This is a genomic window from Maribacter sp. R77961 (assembly GCF_044594925.1).
In the GTDB taxonomy this organism is placed as follows: domain Bacteria; phylum Bacteroidota; class Bacteroidia; order Flavobacteriales; family Flavobacteriaceae; genus Maribacter.
Window position 1 is genome coordinate 1,734,507 of the sequence record NZ_CP138991.1, and the last position, 19,398, is coordinate 1,753,904.

At 36.7% G+C, this 19,398-nt stretch carries 18 protein-coding genes and 1 tRNA gene; 8 read left to right on the top strand and 11 right to left on the bottom strand.

Annotation, left to right across the window (positions count from 1 at the left end):
• From SJY09_RS07515 to SJY09_RS07565, 11 genes are all read right to left on the bottom strand, one after another.
• Entirely contained in the window at positions 1 to 318 is a 318-nt protein-coding gene (locus SJY09_RS07515; protein WP_396638337.1) for an Hpt domain-containing protein, read from the bottom strand.
• Positions 305 to 1,381, bottom strand: coding sequence for an ATP-binding protein (locus SJY09_RS07520; protein ID WP_396638338.1), 1,077 nt, complete (start codon positions 1,379 to 1,381; stop codon positions 305 to 307). The genes SJY09_RS07515 and SJY09_RS07520 overlap by 14 nt, the downstream gene beginning before the upstream one ends.
• Positions 1,381 to 2,511, bottom strand: a complete 1,131-nt coding sequence (locus SJY09_RS07525) for an FIST signal transduction protein (RefSeq protein ID WP_396638339.1) — start codon at positions 2,509 to 2,511, stop codon at positions 1,381 to 1,383. The genes SJY09_RS07520 and SJY09_RS07525 overlap by 1 nt, the downstream gene beginning before the upstream one ends.
• Positions 2,512 to 4,503: a PAS domain S-box protein gene (locus tag SJY09_RS07530; RefSeq protein WP_396638340.1), complete on the bottom strand. Its 1,992-nt coding sequence runs from the start codon at positions 4,501 to 4,503 to the stop codon at positions 2,512 to 2,514. It abuts the gene before it with no gap.
• Entirely contained in the window at positions 4,496 to 5,038 is a 543-nt protein-coding gene (locus SJY09_RS07535; RefSeq protein WP_396638341.1) for a heme NO-binding domain-containing protein, read from the bottom strand. Before SJY09_RS07535 ends, SJY09_RS07530 begins: the two co-directional genes overlap by 8 nt.
• A gap of 77 nt (positions 5,039 to 5,115) precedes the next feature.
• Positions 5,116 to 5,517: a response regulator gene (locus tag SJY09_RS07540; RefSeq protein WP_396638342.1), complete on the bottom strand. Its 402-nt coding sequence runs from the start codon at positions 5,515 to 5,517 to the stop codon at positions 5,116 to 5,118.
• Positions 5,518 to 5,692: 175 nt separating this feature from the next.
• Entirely contained in the window at positions 5,693 to 6,946 is a 1,254-nt protein-coding gene (locus SJY09_RS07545) for an NAD(P)/FAD-dependent oxidoreductase (RefSeq protein WP_396638343.1), read from the bottom strand.
• Between the two features lie 2 nt (positions 6,947 to 6,948).
• Positions 6,949 to 7,956: a 4-hydroxyproline epimerase gene (locus SJY09_RS07550; protein ID WP_396638344.1), complete on the bottom strand. Its 1,008-nt coding sequence runs from the start codon at positions 7,954 to 7,956 to the stop codon at positions 6,949 to 6,951.
• Between the two features lie 6 nt (positions 7,957 to 7,962).
• Positions 7,963 to 9,693 carry a DUF885 domain-containing protein gene (locus SJY09_RS07555; RefSeq protein ID WP_396638345.1) on the bottom strand — a complete coding sequence of 577 codons (1,731 nt, stop codon included), beginning with the start codon at positions 9,691 to 9,693 and terminating at the stop codon, positions 7,963 to 7,965.
• Between the two features lies 1 nt (position 9,694).
• On the bottom strand, positions 9,695 to 11,278 hold the full coding sequence (locus SJY09_RS07560; RefSeq protein WP_396638346.1) for an aldehyde dehydrogenase (NADP(+)): 1,584 nt from the start codon (positions 11,276 to 11,278) through the stop codon (positions 9,695 to 9,697).
• A gap of 92 nt (positions 11,279 to 11,370) precedes the next feature.
• Entirely contained in the window at positions 11,371 to 12,300 is a 930-nt protein-coding gene (locus SJY09_RS07565) for a dihydrodipicolinate synthase family protein (RefSeq protein ID WP_396638347.1), read from the bottom strand.
• A 133-nt stretch (positions 12,301 to 12,433) separates the two neighbouring features.
• Between SJY09_RS07565 and SJY09_RS07570 the strand changes: the two genes are divergently transcribed.
• The 8 genes from SJY09_RS07570 to SJY09_RS07605 all read left to right on the top strand — a co-directional run bounded on the left by SJY09_RS07570 (position 12,434) and on the right by SJY09_RS07605 (position 19,393).
• Entirely contained in the window at positions 12,434 to 13,279 is an 846-nt protein-coding gene (locus SJY09_RS07570) for an AraC family transcriptional regulator (RefSeq protein WP_396638348.1), read from the top strand.
• A 132-nt stretch (positions 13,280 to 13,411) separates the two neighbouring features.
• Positions 13,412 to 13,495, top strand: a tRNA-Leu gene (locus tag SJY09_RS07575).
• 108 nt (positions 13,496 to 13,603) lie between these two features.
• Entirely contained in the window at positions 13,604 to 14,503 is a 900-nt protein-coding gene (locus tag SJY09_RS07580) for a MerR family transcriptional regulator (RefSeq protein ID WP_396638349.1), read from the top strand.
• Positions 14,504 to 14,524: 21 nt separating this feature from the next.
• The gene (locus tag SJY09_RS07585) at positions 14,525 to 15,982 is read left to right on the top strand and encodes a phytoene desaturase family protein (RefSeq protein ID WP_396638350.1); all 1,458 of its coding nucleotides are present in this window, start codon (positions 14,525 to 14,527) and stop codon (positions 15,980 to 15,982) included.
• Between the two features lie 7 nt (positions 15,983 to 15,989).
• Positions 15,990 to 16,829 (top strand): phytoene/squalene synthase family protein, encoded by an 840-nt coding sequence (locus SJY09_RS07590; protein WP_396638351.1) that lies wholly within the window; start codon positions 15,990 to 15,992, stop codon positions 16,827 to 16,829.
• Positions 16,830 to 17,276: a sterol desaturase family protein gene (locus SJY09_RS07595; RefSeq protein WP_396638352.1), complete on the top strand. Its 447-nt coding sequence runs from the start codon at positions 16,830 to 16,832 to the stop codon at positions 17,274 to 17,276.
• A gap of 1 nt (position 17,277) precedes the next feature.
• Positions 17,278 to 18,759 carry a 1-hydroxycarotenoid 3,4-desaturase CrtD gene (gene crtD, locus SJY09_RS07600; protein WP_396638353.1) on the top strand — a complete coding sequence of 494 codons (1,482 nt, stop codon included), beginning with the start codon at positions 17,278 to 17,280 and terminating at the stop codon, positions 18,757 to 18,759.
• Positions 18,749 to 19,393 carry a carotenoid biosynthesis protein gene (locus SJY09_RS07605; protein WP_396638354.1) on the top strand — a complete coding sequence of 215 codons (645 nt, stop codon included), beginning with the start codon at positions 18,749 to 18,751 and terminating at the stop codon, positions 19,391 to 19,393. The genes crtD and SJY09_RS07605 overlap by 11 nt, the downstream gene beginning before the upstream one ends.
• The last annotated feature ends 5 nt before the right edge of the window (positions 19,394 to 19,398 follow it).

Consider the following 19,398-nt stretch of genomic DNA (forward strand, 5'->3'; position numbering starts at 1 on the left):
TCAGATTGTTTTGAGATAAGTTTCTATAGTGCACAACGCATTAAGAAACTGTTCGTCTTTTTCCATATTTTGAGCATTTAACTCCTCTTCGTAAGTAACGGACAAAGCATAGGCATCCGTCATACTCAAGATATTAAATTTATGCTTTAGTTTATGGACTATTTGGGCCGCATCATAAAAATTGTTTTCTGAAATAGCCTTTTCATAGAAAACCTTTTCAGACGGAAATTCGGTTTTCAATATTTGTATAAATTGATTTTCAAATTCTATATCATCTCCTGCCAGTTCTTTTATATAATCTAAATTAGGCATGCTCATAATAATCCTTTTTAAATGTAACGTAAAATATGGTTCCTTTATGATACTCAGACTCCAACCAAACATCGCCTTGGAATAAAGCGGTGATTTTTTTCACCAGCGAAAGTCCTACGCCTGCGGCATTTGAGTCATTTTCCAGTTTGGTGAACATATCAAAAATAGTGTTCAAATGTTTTTTAGGAATTCCCTTACCATTATCTTTTACCGTAAACTTCCAATACATCTCATCAGGAACGAAACCAATACTAATCTGCCCTTCTTTTTTATCTTTTGTAGCTGTTATCGCGTTCATTACTAAGTTTCTGAATAATTCTTCCACCCAATACTTCTGAATTGGTATTACGGGCAAATCATCGGCCAATTCAAAATTTATGTTTTCAGGAACTTGCAGCGTATTTATAATCTCCAATAGTAGATTTTTAAGGTCTACATTGGTTCTATTTTCCATGTGGTCCCCTACCGTAGCATGATGCAGAATACCGTTAATTAGATTATCCATCCTAGTCAAATTTTCAGCCACCAATGAACAATTATTCCTGCTATCCTCTGAGAACTTTTCTTTTTCTTCTTCCAAAATCCACGACATTAGGGCATGTACATTCCTAATCGGGGATTTTAAGTCATGTGAAACCATTTTAACGTAATTGTTCAAAGCTTCGTTTTGAGCGGCCAAATCGGTTAGAAGCGTATTTTTCTCTTCGGTAACCCTGGTTATTTCAGTTGCGAGGTTCCCCACATGTTTTGCAAGCTTTTCTATGTCTACGGGTAAAGGTTTTTCCTCTTCTTTCGTATTATTGATTTCTAAATTTACATTTAGACTTGCAATAGCACGTTCTAAAGAAAGTAGTACATTTTTCTGTCTTTTGGCTTCATTTTCCAATTCCCTATTCGCCATAAATAACTCCTCTGAGCTTATGGCCGTGGCCCTTTGCATCATAGACAGCTTTTCGTCATAGTTATCATATGACTTTCCTACCGCCTCCATAAATATTTTTAAATCAGAGTGATCCTTAAAATCCTCCGGTAAGTATTTACGTATTTGTCTTCTTAGAAGTGATGACATTATTCGCTAAATAAAGTTAGTGTCATGGTTTGGTTGTGCAGCTTACAACTATCTTGACCTTCAAAAGGCGCCATTTCTCCATAAGAATAAAATCCAGAAATAACAGAATCGTCACCTATTACGGATATAACTTCTTCTACCTCTTCTTCGGTTCTTTGGTCCATGACCAATTTCCTGCCCACACAACTCACCAAAATAGCAAGCTCCGGTATATTCCTACGGTTTTTCATCGCTAACTCCGCGGCAGTTCTGGCGCCGTTGGCAATATCATCTACAGTAGACATCATTAACTGTACGCGGGAACCCTCTGGCACATCGCCAGCTAAAATCATGGCATTGTTATTTTCATCGATATTAAGTATAGTTCTTACTATTGCTTTTTCATTCTCCTTTGTAACAACACTAAGCGGATATAGTAAGGCAGATTTTGGCAACTCCTTGGCCTTATCTCCAAGATACCTTTTATAAAGGTCCAATGCCGGTTTACCATCTAATTCATAAAGGATATTATTATCGGATTTGGTAATAATACGTTCCGGTCCAAAGGAAGTCCATCCTCCAAAATTAGCACTGGTTATTTCTAAGGTGTCGCCATAAAAAGCGATGGCTACTACTTCGCCTTCCTTAGGGTTCTGATTGTAGGATGCTAAGGTTTTTTCAAATCGGTCATCATCCCCACATAATCCTCCTGATAATCCTATATTTTTTGATTTACCATTTTCAAATCCTTTGATAAGCGCACTACCATTTACGGTACTGCCTTCCGAAACAAGAAAGAAATACTTAAGATCATCTTTCGGAAATTCTTTCATAAGCGCTTGACCAAGGTCGAAATCATTATTTTCAAAATCCTTCACATTCTTGGTACGCACTATAAAACTACTTTTCTCAAATGCAATTGCTGTGAGAACTATAGTGCGTTCTTGAACTTCTTCGTTAATTATTTCCCCTGAAGTAGAACCAAAAACAATATGTCCATCAGGGAACAAAGCGCTAACCTGTTTATATATTGAAGCATCTTCAAGCATATATCTATTCCCAAAAACCATCACCAAAGGTTCTTTTAGTTTTTCTGTACTGTTTAATTCAAAAGCACTTTTTCCCTTCTTTATACCCTGTACTATTTTCATTTAGCTAATTTTTTTAGCGCAAATATTTTTATCTAGTGTAAAATGAAATTCTGTACCTACACCTACTTCACTGTCTAACCAGACCTCGCCACCATAACGGTCTATTATTTTTTTAACAATCGACAATCCAATACCAGTTGACCTTTCGTTATGACCAATAGACTGAAAAATTTCGAAAATCTTTTTATGGTATTCTTTAGGAATACCAACCCCATTATCTTTGATGGAAAAACACCAATGCGATGCTGTTTCCTTAAATAAAACTTGAACCAAGCCTTCTTCCCTTTCAATATGCACTACTGCGTTCCCAATTATATTTTGAAACAATTGATGCATTTTAGTATTGTCGGCGAATATGGTGGGTAAACTTTCTGGTATGGTAAGCTTCACATGATCTGGTATATATATACTATCTCCAACGGCTTTAACCACTTCATTTAAATTTACCTCGGATACATCCATGGTAGAACTATTTGTAGTAGAGTATTCCAATATTCCATGTATTAATTTGTCCATAGCGGCAACCTTCTCCTGCATCAACTGAAGGTTCTGTTGCCCGTTTTCATCAAGTACATCACTATAATCTTCTTGAATCCAAGTTGCTAAAGCGCTAATACTGCGCAAGGGAGATTTTAAATCGTGAGATACAATATGCGCATATTCCTGCAATCCTTTATTACTATTCTCCAATTCTTTCAATAAAACCTCTTTCTGTAATTCTAAGGATTTTTGATTGGTAATATCTAAGTGTATACCTATGGAGCCAATGACATCGTTATCCGAATCATATCTTGGTGCACCACTGATTAGCCAGTGCTTTACTTCTCCATTTTTGTTCAAGACCTCAACCTCATAAGAATCTGAGGAGCCGGACAGTCTTTTAGCTGTTTTTTCCTGAATGATATTATCGTCTTTAACCTTTAGAACATCAGCCGCCTTTTTACCCACAAGTTCATCTTCTTGAAAACCGCTCATGGCGGTAAAACTTTGGTTGACCATTTGTATAACATCATCATTATCCACTTCAATTAGCCCCAAATTCATATTGGCAATAATACTACTATACTTTTCCCGCTCAACGTTTAAACGCTCTTCCGCTTCTCGCTGCTTGGTAATATCTTCAATTAAGGCCACTTGGTAATCTGTTTCTCCTTTATTATTTTTTACGGCACTTACTAAGGTTTTGGCAAGTAACTCTGACCCGTTTTTTTTACGGTATTTTTTGATTACAGAAAACTTATCCAATTCTCCAGCATTCATTTGTTTTACCAACTTCAAGCTTTCTTCGGTATTCTCAGCAGCGGAAATATCTTTAACATGCATTGTTTTAAGTTCTTGCTCTGTAAAGCCCAATAAATTTGTTGTAGTGGCATTAGCTTTTATGATTTTACCATTATCGGTAAGTACAATGCCAAGAGGGGAATTCTCAACAATAATATCCAGTTGCTTTCTTTGTTCGGACAACAACTCCTTTATTTCCATTTCTTGGGTAATATCCCTCAGAATTCCCTGAGCGGCAATAGGTTTTTTATTGGTATCATAAATTAGACTGGCATTGATCTGAACCCATTTTGTAATACCGCCCTTAATTATAATTTTAGCTCTATAATTTTTCAAAACACCTATCTCCAATAAGGACTGCATAGATTCTGCGGTATACGTCATGAAATCTTTATGCACTAACTGAGCTAAGTTTAAATCTTCTAAACCATTATCATATCCCAAGAAATCCTTGGCAGAAACATTCATATTAATAACATTAAAATGAAGGTCCATGACCACATAAGGGTCTATAATATTAATAAAAACACCGTCTAGTTCCGATGTTTTTTCATTTAGTAAGTTCTCTAGTTTGGCGTTAGCTTCTTTTAAGTGATGTGTGGTATCGTAAAGCTCTTTAGACTTTTGCTCGAGTATTTTTTCTGCTTGAAAACGTGCTTTTTTTTGTCTTTCCAAGGCACGCTTCAGCAATTGAACCTCTTTGCTATCCATGCTGAGTTATATGAAATTTAACTTCAGTACCATCTTCTTTCAAAAGTTCGTAGGCAACTGTTGCACTTTCATTAAAATGTTCAAATGATTTTTCAATTAACCCGTGGGCCAATCTATACAATCCTCTTGTGGAGGAATAAACCATAGATAACGTATCTTCCGTTTTTTCTAAAATTTTGAATGTTGGCAGCTCTGCATCGGGATAAAGTTTCTGGACATGTACGTGTATATGGTCCTCGATGGAATATAATAATGCTAAGGGTGAATTATAACTTTGTATTACTTCTGGATGAGCTGCTCCCAAACCTGCAAATAGATAATGTCCAAAAGTGTAGATAAGCTCTCCTAGTGGTATATCTGTATCCTTACTAAGTGCTGTGATAAGACTAACCATCTCGTTAAAATCATAAGTCCCAACAGACGTATAAATACCTTGTGAGGGTAAGTCGGCTCCCTCTATAATGTTATCAACGGTTTCAAGCCCAAATTTGGACTCTACCATTTCTAAAAATTCTGTAAAAATTATACCTTTCATAAATTAAATTTTGATGCTTAAAAGTAAGAAAAGTATTACCTAAGATAAAAATAAATGTTGTGAAATCAACTTTTCTATTAACCTTTGACCAACTGGTTAACACTCCAATAGTCCAATACTTTTTTCATTTTAGACTCGTAATCCACATATTTTAAGGGCTTTATAATATAACCGGCTACACCAATTTGATAACATTTCAGTAAATCTGCCCTATTCTCAGAAGTTGTGAGTATAATAGTTGGTAGATATTTTAATATATCATCAGCTTTTAGAATTTCAAGAAATTCAGTTCCACTCATTCTTGGCATATTCAAATCTAGAAGAATGATGTCCGGTAATTTATTACCGGATTTTAATAGCTCTAAAGCCTCCTCACCATTAGTAGCTTTCACAATTGTATACTTTGTTTCTAATTTAGAGAGTGTTCGCTCTAATTTCATTACTTCAATAGTATCGTCTTCAATAAGTAGAATATCCATAGCTTTATGTATTATTAGCCTATAAAGTTGTGACTTCTAAATAAATTTAAGAGAAAAGTGTAGACGGATGGCGGTTTACTGTCGGTGAATGGTAATTAACCAAAGTTTAAAAAAACTACCTATGGCGAAAAAAGTAAGCAATACTTTAAGTTAAGGTCTATTCTATCATTCCAAATTAATTGAATTTCCGACCGGGCGCAAAAGCATCGATAGGCATGGATAGTTCTTGTTCACCAATAATTTCAGAAACAAGTTTCCCCGTTGCAGGTCCTAAACTCCAGCCCATCATGGCATGTCCCGTGGCGAAGGTCAAATTCTTTACAGTTTTAGATTTTCCTATGTAAGGGAGACCATCTGGTGACACAGGTCTCATGCCTGTTAAAGCAGCATCTATTTCATCCTTTTTGATTTCCAACTCGGGATAAAATGTTCTTGCGCCATTAGCGATGGCTCGTACTCGTTGTTTATGTATCGTCCCATTTATTCCTGAGAACTCCATCGTACCGGCAAAACGTGTAAAGCCATTCATTGGCGTTACGGCCATCTTAGCTTCCATTAGTATTGCAGGCATTGTAATACCAGTTTCTCTTTCCACATTTATACGATAGCCCTTACCGGCTTGTAGTGGTAAATTTATTTTTAATTTTTTGGAAAGTTCACCACTCCAAGATCCTGCCGCCATTACTATATCATCTGCTGTATAGACCTCCTTATCCGTTCTAAGCCCTATTATCCTTTGATTTTTAAGTACTATGCCTTTAACTTCTTCATTAGATTTTACCCTAACGCCCTGTTTTCTTAAATAGTTAAGCAGTTTTGGCATAAATTCCGTTGGTGTCATGTGAGCATCACATTCATAATGTATGGCACCTAGGGCATCTATCTTTATATTGGGTTCAATGGTTTCAAGTTCTTTTTTATTAAGTTCATTTACCTCAAGCCCTAAAAAACTGGCCTTCTTGGCCACCTCAGCTTCATGCAAATAGGATTTTTCGGTTTTATACAACATCAAAAGTCCTTTACGTTCCATTTGAAATTTACCCAAATCCTCTGATTGTTTGATATCAGCGTATAATTCCCTGCTAAGTATATTAATATCTCTAATTACGGGTATCGCCTTCGCTACTTTAGCTTTTGTAGAAGATTTATGAAAATACCAAGACCACTTTAGAAAATCTTTGTTTAATCTAGGTTTCATATAAAATGGACTTGCCGAATTAAACATCATTTTAATCCCAGTAGCAATCATACCAGGAGAAGCTAAGGGAATAATATGACTTGGAGTAATATAACCCGCATTTACATAAGAGGCTCCCGAGGTCATGTCAGATTTGTCGATAACCGTAACTTCATGCCCTGCCTTATGCAGATAATACGCAGTACTTAGTCCTACAATACCGCCTCCTATAATTACAATGTTTTTACTCATTTTTATAGTACTTGAAACCCATGTGCATAGGGGTCGTCATCATCAATAGTTATTGTATTTTGGCCATATATTTTAGCCCATCCTTTTATACTGGGGACTATAGCAGGGATATTCCCTAGAGCGGTCTCCTCTTCTACCCGACCAATAAATTGGGAACCGATAAAACTTTCGTGCACAAAATCTTCCCCTAGTTTTAATTTGCCTTTGGCATGCCACTGCGCCATACGTGCAGATGTTCCCGTACCACAAGGAGATCTATCAATGGCCTTATCGCCATAAAATACGGCATTTCTTGCCGTAGCTTTTGGAGAAATTGTTTCCCCGGTCCAAAGCATGTGGCTTACATTCCTTATGGTCTCATCCTCTGGATGAACAAAGAAATCTGGATATTTCTGGTTGATTTTTTCACGGATTTCCTGACTTAATTGAATTAACTTACTTGCGGAAAAATCTTGAATACCACTAAAATTCTTTTGCGGGTCAACAATGGCGTAAAAATTACCCCCATAAGATACATCAAAGGTTAGCTGACCAAGTGCTGAGGAATCTATGGTTAATTCAGTTGCAGCCAGATAAGATTTAACGTTGGTCAACTTTACCCAATCCACTTTTTCACCAGTTTGTTGGTATGCTATTTTCACCAAACCGGCAGGGGTTTCCATACGCACCACACCCGGTACTTTCGGTTTTAAAAGGCCTTCTTCTATGCCTATGGTTATAGCGCCAATAGTACCATGCCCGCACATGGGCAAACAGCCACTGGTTTCAATAAAAAGAATTCCAAAATCATTATTTGGGTCGGAAGATGGATAAAAAATACTACCACTCATCATGTCGTGACCGCGAGGCTCAAACATTAACCCTTTACGTATCCAATCGTATTCCTTTAAAAAATGCTGGCGTTTCTGACTCATATTTGCCCCATTAAGTTCTGGCCCTCCTTCTTTAATAACTCTAACAGGATTACCACAAGTATGTGCATCAATACAAACAAAAGTACTCTTGGACATAATTATCTATTTACTAGCGGCGATGTAATTATTTATTCTTTTTTCTAGAATGGGAAGGGTAACTGTGCCCTGTTCCAATATAATTTCATGAAACTGCCTAAGATCAAACTTATTTCCCAATGCCGCTTCCGCCTTTTTACGTAGTTCCCTTATTTTTATTTCTCCCATTTTATAGGAAATAGCTTGGCCTGGCCACGCAATATAACGGTCGGTCTCCGTGCCCACTTCATGCTCCGAAAGGGCGGTATTTGATAACATGTAGTCCATAACTCTTTCTCGGGACCATCCCTTGGCATGGATTCCTGTATCTACCACTAATCTGCAGGCGCGCCACATTTCATAGGTAAGCTTTCCAAATTCCTCATAAGGTGTCGTATAAATACCTAATTCGTTCCCTAAAAACTCTGTATACAATGCCCAACCTTCACCATAAGCAGAGAGGTACATATTTTTCCTAAACTGTGGAATACTATCTCCCAGCTCCCTGTTAAGACTACCCTGCAAGTGATGACCAGGAACGGCTTCATGTGCGGTTAAGGAAGGTAAGGTGTATAAAGGTCTGCTTTTTAATTTGTACGTATTCACTAAATAAAAACCAGGTTGTGTTTCCGAAGAAGGACCAGAATAGCGGCCTCCGGTATATTTTGGAGCAATGGCGTCCGGTACTTTAATTACGCCATAGGGCCTTCGAGGTAAGGTTCTGAAAAACTTAGGTAATTCCGCATCAATACGTTTCGCAATGTCTCTCGCATGCATCAGCAATTCTTCTCCTGTAGACGCATAAAACCGGTCATCAGTTCTTAAAAAGCTTAAAAAATCCTCAAAGCTTCCCTTGAAATCCACGCGCTCAATGATTTCTTTCATCTCTGAACGTATTCTAGCCACTTCGTTAAGCCCAATTTTATGAATATCATCAGCACTATACTGCTCCGTGGTAGTATAATAATTAATACGGTTTTGATAAAACTCCTTACCATTAACCGTTTCCGAAACACCTAGGCTGGTTCTGGTATTGGGAATATACTCTTCTTCAAAAAATTGTTTGATTCTTTTAAAAGACGGCACTACACTATTCTCAATTGCAAGTTTGGCACCCGCTAACACGATATCTTTTTCTGCCTTGGTCATCGATGCCGGCAAAGAAGTAAAAGGTTTATAAAATCCGCTTTGGGTGTAATCCGTTACAATATGCACGTCATAAGTACTTTCGTAGCCATTAAAAATAATTTTCGGTTGTGAAAGCCCTTGCTTAAGGCCTGCCCTTAATAACACTATATGCTCGGAAACGAATGTGGGTATTGCGTTTAAAACCTTTATATAATACTCCGCATCCTCGAGATTTAAAATAGGTTTAATACGGTAGTTTAGGTTTAAATGAAAACCCTGATCTGCCTGTATAGGATTAAGGTGCATCTTATACGTATATTCATCTACTGTATTTTGTAGACGAAAGCGCAATAATTCTGCAGAAATCTGTTCCGTCTCAGACAATTCCGAAACCTTTAGTTTCTTTAAATCCTTCAACTGAGATTCGGCAAAATCTGACTTTTTTCTTACTAAACTTTCTTGAAATTGACCTAAAGGATATTCCTCGTTATCATATGTTTTGTAGCGTTCCACAGTTTCAATGATAGCTGTCAATTTTTCCGAAGTACTTTTCTGAGCGGAGAGATACAGCGTATTCAGTAAAAGAAAACAACACAACACCAGCTTTTTCGTGACAGTATTCCTGTGCATATTAAATTTTATTAACCGTATAGGTACCATTTACCAACCTTGATATGTTCAACGGATTATTGTTCTGTAATTCTTTTGGCAACAGATGTTCCGGCCAACTTTGATAGGATACGGGGCGTACCCACCTCTTAATGGAGGTCGTTCCTACAGAAGTGAAACGACTATCTGTAGTAGCAGGGAAGGGACCTCCATGTTGCATGGAAGGACAAACTTCCACTCCTGTTGGTACTCCGTTAAAAATAATTCTTCCTACTCGGCTTTGTAAGCTATCTACCACCGTTTTGAATTTTGTTAATTCATCGTCTGTTCCTAAAATGGTACCAGTAAGTTGTCCGTCTAAATTTTTAAGAATATTCTCCAATTCCTCGGCATCTTGGCAATGCACCACAATAGAAAAAGGTCCAAAAACTTCTTGATGCAGTTTTGTATTCTTTAAAAAATCAGCCCCTCTAACCGTTAATACCTTTTGCTGTGCAAAATTAGGTGCTGCTTCTTGGGTATACTCGGCAACGGTAGCAACCTCCGGCTGCCCGGTTAATTCGTTCTTTCCTTGCTCAAAATTCTCATGAATTTTAGGATGTAACATGCAAATGGGTTCGGTTTTGGTGATTTCTGTTCCTAAGGTGGAAATGAAACGATTCAAAGCATCACTCTTAATGCCCAGAATTAAACCTGGATTTGTACAAAATTGTCCTGCACCCAAGAGAATGGACCCCGCATATTTTGTAGCCCAATCCGCTCCCTTCTCAGCTAAAGCGTTCGGTAATACTACAACTGGATTAACACTCCCCATTTCTGCAAAAACCGGTATAGGTTCTTTACGGTTATTGACTAATTTATAGATGGCAGTACCTCCTTTAATGCTACCTGTAAAACCAACCCCCTTCATACTCGGGTTCATTACCAATTGCTCCCCAACTGCGATATCACTGCTGTTTAAGTTTGAAAAAACACCAATTGGCATTCCTGTTTTCTCTATAGCTTTGGAGATAGCCGATGCCACTAGCTCTCCTGTACCTGCATGCATGGGGTGGCTTTTTACTACAACCGGACATCCTGCCGCTAAGGCACTTGCCGAATCTCCGCCTGCGGTAGAAAAAGCCAATGGAAAATTACTAGAACCAAAAACGGCAATTGGACCAATTGGCACAAGGATTTTTCTAAGATCTACTTTAGGCATTGGTTGCCTATCTGGTTGCGCGGTATCTATAGTTGCTTCTACCCAAGAACCTTCCTCTAACAAATTTGCAAACGCATTCAATTGTCCTAAGGTTCTACCACGTTCTCCTTTTGCCCTGCCTTCCGGAAGACCAGATTCCTGCATATAAGTTGTTATCAACGTATCTCCTAATGCTTCAATTTCTATTGCAATCTGTCTTAAAAATTTTGCTTTCTCTGGGCCCGTACTACTGCTATAGGAAACAAAGGCTTCTTCTGCCAAACTACAAGCTTCATTTACCTCCTCCTTTGTGGCTTCATGAAAAGTCCACGGTGTTGGTATATTTAATTTAGGATCAAATGTTTTAAAGGTATTTGTTCCCTCTTTAGAAATTCTATTTCCGATGTAGTTTCCGCCTGTAATCATGCTGTACGTTGTAGTTTATATTAAAATTAAGAAACACTGTACGAAATAGTGCCCGTTCTGCTGTTTCTTTTAAATTGTAAAAGACTTAGTAATTAACTACTAATTAAGTTCAATTCTTTATACCTAGGTAAGGTTGGTCTTGTTGCCATTCCTGCGGAGATTATTTTTTCTACCCTTGCTCTTTCTTCCCCAATTAATGGCAATCTTGGTGCTCTTACTCTTTCTGTACCGATTCCTGTGGCAACTTCGGCCATTTTTATATTCTGAACCAATTGTGGGTTTATATCTAATTCCAATATTGGTAAAAACCAACGGTAGATTTCCAGCGCCTCTTCTCTTTTTCCGGCTTTAGCCAGTTCATAAATAGCACAGGTTTCTGCCGGAAATGCGCATACTAAACCTGCAACCCATCCGTCGGCTCCCATAAGAATACTTTCCAGACCCAAGGTATCTACACCGGTCAATACTTTTAATCTATCACCGAATCTGGCTTTTATACGTGTTACATTAGAAATATCCCGAGTAGATTCTTTTACCGCCTGAATGTTTTCACATTCCATTAATTCTTCGAACATGTCCAAGGTAACTTCAATACCATAGTCCACCGGATTGTTGTATATCATTATTGGCAAGCTAGTACTTTTTGCAACTGTTTTAAAATAGGTTACCGTTTCATAATCATTGGCCTTATAACGCATTGGAGGCAACATCATTAAACCCTTTGCACCACACTCCTCGGCTACCGCTGCTGCATGAATAGCCCCTTTTGTAGTTTGCTCTGCTATATTGATGATTACGGGAACAGCACCTTTTACAATTTTAACTGTTTCTATGATTAGCGTCTTTTTTTCCTCGTAGGTAAGGGTGCTAGCCTCTCCAAGAGTTCCTCCAAGTATAACTCCAGAAACACCAGCTTCTAGTTGCGCCTTTATATTTACCTCGAACATTTCCATATCCAAAGTATCATCTTGTTTAAATTTTGTAGTTACAGCGGGCATGACCCCTTTCCATTCAACACTCATAATTAACTATTTTAATTTTTACCAAAAGTAATCGCTATAGGCATTACTCACATACCTGAATTTTAGCTATATTTAAGCATATATTACCTCAATTACTACATTTTTTATTTTTTTTAGATAAATCAAGCTCATATTGAAAGTACTTCCTTTTGAAATTTCCAAGCCCATTGAAGTGAACTTGCTCGTCCAAGTGGACAAAGAAATTCTTTTTTTTGACAAACTACATCAGCATAAAGAAATACAAATTAGTATGATACTTAAGGGTAATGGCAAGTTGATTGTAGGAGATAGTATCCATACTTACCGTGCTAGTGATATTTTTGTCATAGGTGGTCAAGTACCACATCTATTCCAAAGTACGCCGAGCAGTGAACACTCGCATATGGTTTCACTATTTTTCACCCCAAATAGTTTTGGGCGAGACTTTTTTAAAACTCCGGATTTGGAACAAATTGTTTCATTTTTTGAATTAGCGCCCAAGAGTTTTAGGCTACGGTCTAAAATCCAAAAAGCAATGGAGATTATGAAGCAAATACCTTTCCAAGATAAGTTGAATAGGTTTGTTTCATTTTTAAAGTTATTGGAAGTAATAAGTTGTTCTGAAGTAGAAATCTTGACAGCATATGTAAACCCTAAAGCCTTAAACTCGAATGAAGGTAAGCGTTTACAAGACGTTTTTGATTATGTAACAAAAAACTTCCAAACCGACATTAAACTAAAAACAGCGGCTAGCTTAGCCTACATGACCCCAAATTCATTCTGCAGATTTTTTAAGCAACGTACAGATAAATCATTTTTTCAATTTCTTATAGAATTACGTATTGCTCATTCCTGCCAACTACTACGCTCCAATAAAGACCTTACTATTTTAGAAATCTCAGAGGAATCTGGTTTTAAATCCATATCAAACTTTAACAAAAAATTTAAGTCTTTAAAAAACTGTACACCTAGCCATTACAGAACTAATCTTGGGGAATAGATTGCTTACAAATTCATTGATTTTCAATAAAATAGTTAAGGATTAATTAGGCTTTAAAATTAAGAGGAGGAATTGCCGTATTTTATTATGATATAAGCAATACCTTTTTATCTTTGTGGCCTTATAATTCTTGCCCACGTGGTGAAATTGGTAGACACGCTACCTTGAGGGGGTAGTGTTCGCAAGGACGTGCTAGTTCGAATCTAGTCGTGGGCACATTAAAGTCAGGTTCTACCTGACTTTTTCATTGGTAAAAATTTAACGAACCTTTCTTCTTATCTACATCATAATGTTGTAAATTTGTTTAACTCTTTTTTTAAAAGTATGAACAACGTAAAAAAACATTTCAGCATCCGTGATTTAGAAAATCTTTCTGGGATAAAAGCTCATACCATTAGAATATGGGAGAAGCGATATAATTTACTATCACCGGAACGCACGGACACGAACATTAGAAACTATAGTTTAGCCAGTCTTCAGAAGCTTTTGAATGTTACCCTACTTTATCACAATGGACACAAAATTTCTAAGATTGCAAAAATTCCTGAAAACGAAATACCACTCGTTGTTAGAGAAATAGTTGCTAAGAACAGTAATAAGAACCACTCCATAAATTCCTTTAAATTGGCCATGGTTAATTTTGACCAGACCATTTTTTTCAATACTTATAACAATCTCCTAAGTCAACAATCGTTCAGGGAGATATTCAAGGATACTTTTATCCCTTTATTGAATGAATTAGGCCTACTATGGCAGACAGACACTATAAGTCCTGCTCATGAACACTTTATTACCAGCTTGATAAAGCAAAAAATATTACTGAACACGGAGAAACTGCAACATCTAAAACCTACTAAAACAGATAAGGTTTTTGTGGCATATTTACCCGAGAATGAGATTCATGAAATTGGTTTACTTTATTTAAATTATGAAATAGTGTTACGTGGCTATAAATGTATTTACTTAGGTCAAACCATACCTATGGAAAATTTAATGGACGTGATGAAATACTTTGAGGACATCTACTTCCTTTCTTATTTTACAGTGGTTCCTGAGAAAGACAGAATAAACAAATACATAAAAGATTTTGAGGATTTAGTTGCTGAATATAATAATCCAAACCTTTGGATACTAGGCAGACAGGTGCAACATATCGATGAAGCCAAACTACCAAAATTTGTTAAGACGTTTACATCCATAGAAGAGGTAGTAAGCAAACTTTAAGCGGTAAATATCTTAAAATAAATGGCTAAAAAAGTTATTGTTATAGGCTCTGGATTCTCTTCCCTGTCAGCAGCCTGTTATCTTGCAAAAGAGGGTTTTGAAGTTTCTATCTATGAAAAAAATAAAACCGTAGGAGGCAGGGCTTCTCAATTTACAAAAGACGGTTTTACTTTTGACATGGGACCAAGTTGGTACTGGATGCCAGATATTTTCGATAAGTTTTTCGCTGATTTTGGAAAAAAGACCAGTAATTATTACCAATTGGATAAGTTAAGCCCGGCATATAAAATTTTCTTTTCCGATGATGTCATTACCATTGGGGATACCATGGATAAAATTTGTGTAGAGTTTGAGAGAATTGAAGAAGGAAGCGCAAAAAAGCTCCGCAAGTTTATTTCTCAGGCCCAAGAAAATTATGATATCGCCATAAATAAAGTTGTTTTACGGCCAGGAATTTCTCCATTAGAATTAGTTACAAAGGAAACTATTCTTAAAGTAGACCAATTTTTTAAAACTATTAGCTCAGAAGTTCGGAGAAGGTTTAAAAACCCTAAACTCATAGCTACCTTAGAATTTCCAGTCTTGTTCCTTGGGGCAAAACCTAGCAATACCCCTTCTTTTTACAGCTTTATGAATTTTGCAGACTTTGGCTTGGGCACATGGCATCCGCAAGGAGGTATGTATGAAATCATCAAAGCCATGAGGAGTCTCGCAGAAGAACTAGGGGTGGATATACATACCAACACGCCTATTGAGAAAATTTTAGTGAACAATGGGAAAAGCAAAGGAGTAATCTGCAATGGAAAAGTCATTAGTGCTGACGTTGTATTAAGTGGTGCAGATTATCACCATTCTGAAAGTTTGTTAGAAAAGAAGTATAGACAATATGAAGAGAATTATTGGGACAAGAAGACCTTTGCTCCTTCATCTTTACTCTTTTATGTAGGTTTTGATAAAAAATTAAAAAACGTACAACATCATAATTTGTTCTTTGATACCGATTTTGAGGTTCACGCACAAGAAATATATGATAATCCCAAGTGGCCAACGGACCCCTTATTCTATGCTAATTTTCCATCGGTGACAGATGAAAAAATGGCTCCAAATAATTGTGAGACAGGATTTTTCCTGATTCCAATAGCCCCTGACCTTAAGGATACGCCCGCCCTAAGAAGTCAATACTTTGATTTAATTATGGATAGATTTGAGGAAAGAACAGGTCAAAAGATTACAAATAATATTATCTTCAAAGAATCTTTCTGTGTAAATGATTTCATAGAAAAATATAACTCTTACAAAGGCAACGCTTATGGGATGGCCAATACGCTTTCCCAAACTGCATTTTTAAGACCAAAATTAAAAAGTAAGAAGGTGCAAAATCTTTTTTTTACAGGACAGTTAACAGTTCCTGGACCTGGTGTTCCCCCTTCTTTAATCTCTGGCAAGTTGGTGTCAGAATTAATAGCAAAAGACAATTAGTACCGTAATGAAAGCTACTTTTGACATGGTTTCCTATCAGTGCAGTAAGCTCGTAACAGAGAGGTACAGCACTTCTTTTGCTTTGGCTACCAAGATGCTAGATACTTCTATTAGGAGCGACATTTATAATATTTATGGCTTTGTGCGGTTCGCGGACGAAATAGTGGACACATTTCATGATTATGATAAGGATGTGCTTTTTAACAAATTTGAAAACGATTTAGAAGAGGCATTAGAATGTAAAATTAGTCTAAATCCTATTTTAAACTCCTTTCAACACACCTTCCATAAGTACAAAATCCCTAAACATTTAGTAGATTCTTTTATGAAGAGTATGCGAATGGACCTAACTAAAAGCATCTATAAAACTGATGCAGAGTATAAAGAATATATCTATGGGTCTGCTGATGTGGTAGGCTTAATGTGTTTAAAGGTTTTTGTAAAAGGTTGTCCTGATTCTTATGATAGTCTCAAAGAATCTGCCATGGCTTTAGGCTCTGCCTTTCAAAAAGTAAATTTTTTAAGAGACGTAAAGGCAGATTTTGAAGAACTGAACCGCTCCTATTTCCCTAATACTAATCTGACCGAATTGGATGAGGATTCTAAAAAGAGGATAGTCGAGGAAATCAGTGCAGATTTCCAATTAGGCTATGAAGGAATTTTAAAATTACCGATGGAAGCTAAATTTGGTGTTTATACAGCCTACAAATACTATTATAAATTATTACAAAAACTTCAAAACACACCCTCGCTCGATATTAAAAACACTCGGATAAGAGTTCCAAATTATCAAAAATTTGGTCTTCTTGCGCGATCCTATGTTAAATATAAAATGAATTTAGTTTAGATGAAAACAGCAATCTGGATACTTGTTTTTTTAGGTACGTTTTCCGTAATGGAATTTATGGCTTGGTTTACGCATAAATACGTAATGCATGGCTTTCTTTGGAGTCTTCACAAAGACCACCATCACAAAGACCATGACTCGTGGTTCGAAAGAAACGATGCTTTTTTTATTTTTTACGCAATCGTCAGTATGTCCCTTTTTTATACCGCGGCTAATGGGTTTTGGTATGGATGGCCATTAGGGTTTGGAATTATGGCCTATGGTTTAGCTTACTTCTTAGTTCACGACATATTTATTCATCAAAGATTTAAATTGTTCAGAAATGCTAACCATTGGTACGCAAAAGGCGTTAGAAGAGCGCACAAAATACACCACAAACATTTAGGTAAAGGCGACGGTGAATGCTTTGGAATGTTGTTTGTTCCCTTTAAGTATTTTAAAAAATAAAATGTCCAAAGCTTTAGTAGTTGGTGCCGGTATTGCTGGTTTAGCTGTAGCGCTAAGGCTAAGAAAAAAAGGCTATGAAGTAACGGTTTTTGAAGGAAATGCCTATCCTGGTGGAAAATTGCACGAATTTTCTTTAGGTTCCTATAGATTTGATTGGGGGCCTTCTTTATTTACAATGCCACATTTGGTTACAGAATTATTCGAGCTTTTTAACGAAGATGCCTCTCAACATTTCAACTATATAGAAAAAGACAATTCTTGCATTTATTTTTGGGAAGACGGTGCCAGACTAAAGGCCGCCACTAATCCAAAGGTATTTATAGATAAGCTAGTTTCTGATTTCGGGGAGGATAAAGCCCAAATAGAGAACTATCTTAAAGGCAACCAAAAGAAGTACGACTTAACCGCTAAGCTATTCTTAGAAAGTTCGCTTCATAAACTGAAAACTTATTTGTCCAAGGATACACTTAAAGCGCTTATCAATTATAGGAAATTAGACCTTTACAACACTCTTAATGATGTCAATAAAAAGAATTTTAGTAATCCAAAAATAATTCAGCTTTTCAACAGGTATGCCACATACAACGGCTCCGACCCCTATAAGACTCCTGGGATAATGTCCATGATTCCTCATCTTGAAATGGAAATGGGAACCTATTTTCCTAATGGTGGCATGCACAGTATTACTAAAAGTCTATATGATTTTGCAATTTCTAAAGGAGTAAGCTTTCAATTTAATAATCGAGTAAAACAAATTGAGATTACCAATAGTAAAGCAACTGGAGTTCATACCAGAAAAGGATATTACGAGGCAGATATTGTGGTGACAAACTCGGATATAGCAGCCACTTATGAAGAATTACTTAGGGAGCAGAAAGCGCCAACGAGGACGTTAAGCCAAGAAAAATCGAGCTCAGCAATTATATTTTATTGGGGAATAGCGCGGAGTTTTCCGCAATTGGATTTACATAATATTCTGTTCAGCGAGGATTATCAAAAGGAATTCAATACCATTTTCAATGAACTAATGCCACCTGAAGACCCTACTGTTTATATAAACATCTCCAGTAAAAATAATTCGGAGGATGCCCCTGAAGGTTGTGAAAACTGGTTTGTTATGGTTAATGCACCTTCGGCAAGTGGACAAGACTGGGTATCAATTAAAAAACAGGTTAGAAAAAGTATTATCGCTAAAACGAACAAAATACTAGGAACTGATATTGAAAAATATATCGTTGAGGAGAATAGCCTGGACCCTCTTGAGATAGAAAAGAAGACAGGTTCTGTTGGTGGGGCTCTTTATGGAGCTTCCAGCAATTCCAAATTTGCAGCATTTTTAAGACATCCAAATTTTAGCTCTAGCATTTCAGGACTTTATTTTTGTGGTGGTTCAGTGCATCCAGGAGGAGGAATACCATTATGCTTACTATCGGCCAAAATTACGAGTGATTTAATCCCAGAAGTATTGATTAATGAAGGTTAAGAAATTACTACCAATAAAGAATGGTTGGGCAATCAGCCTTGTATGGTTATTTCACGTGACAGCAGTAATTGGAATAAGTATTGGATATGTGGATTGGTTTATTAAAAAAACGCCACTTAATCTGTGCCTCTCACTTCTTCTCTTTCTCTTTGTTTATCCCATAAATAATAGTAAAAGGTGGGGAGCTTTTTTACTGTTCTTTGCAGCAGGTATGTTTGCTGAATGGCTAGGTATAACTACAGGGCTACTTTTTGGAGAATACCAATATGGAACTAATTTTGGCATTAAGATAGAGGGGGTACCTTTACTAATAGGCTCATATTGGGCAATACTTACTTTTATTACCATGAGTATAACCGATTATCTAAAAATAAATATATTCATAAAAATGGGCCTTGCAGGCGCACTGATGGTACTATTAGACTTTTTCATGGAAGCTAGTGCGGCTAGATTTAACTTTTGGGAATTTCTTGATAATGATCCACCTTTACTTAATTATATTTCGTGGTTTCTATTGGGGTTACTGTTCCAAGGTATCCTTAGGGCATTGAAAATAACCGGAGACAAGGCATTCTCACTACACTTATATTTAGCGCAGTTTTTGTTCTTCTTTTACTTCTATTTTTACTATTAAGGAAG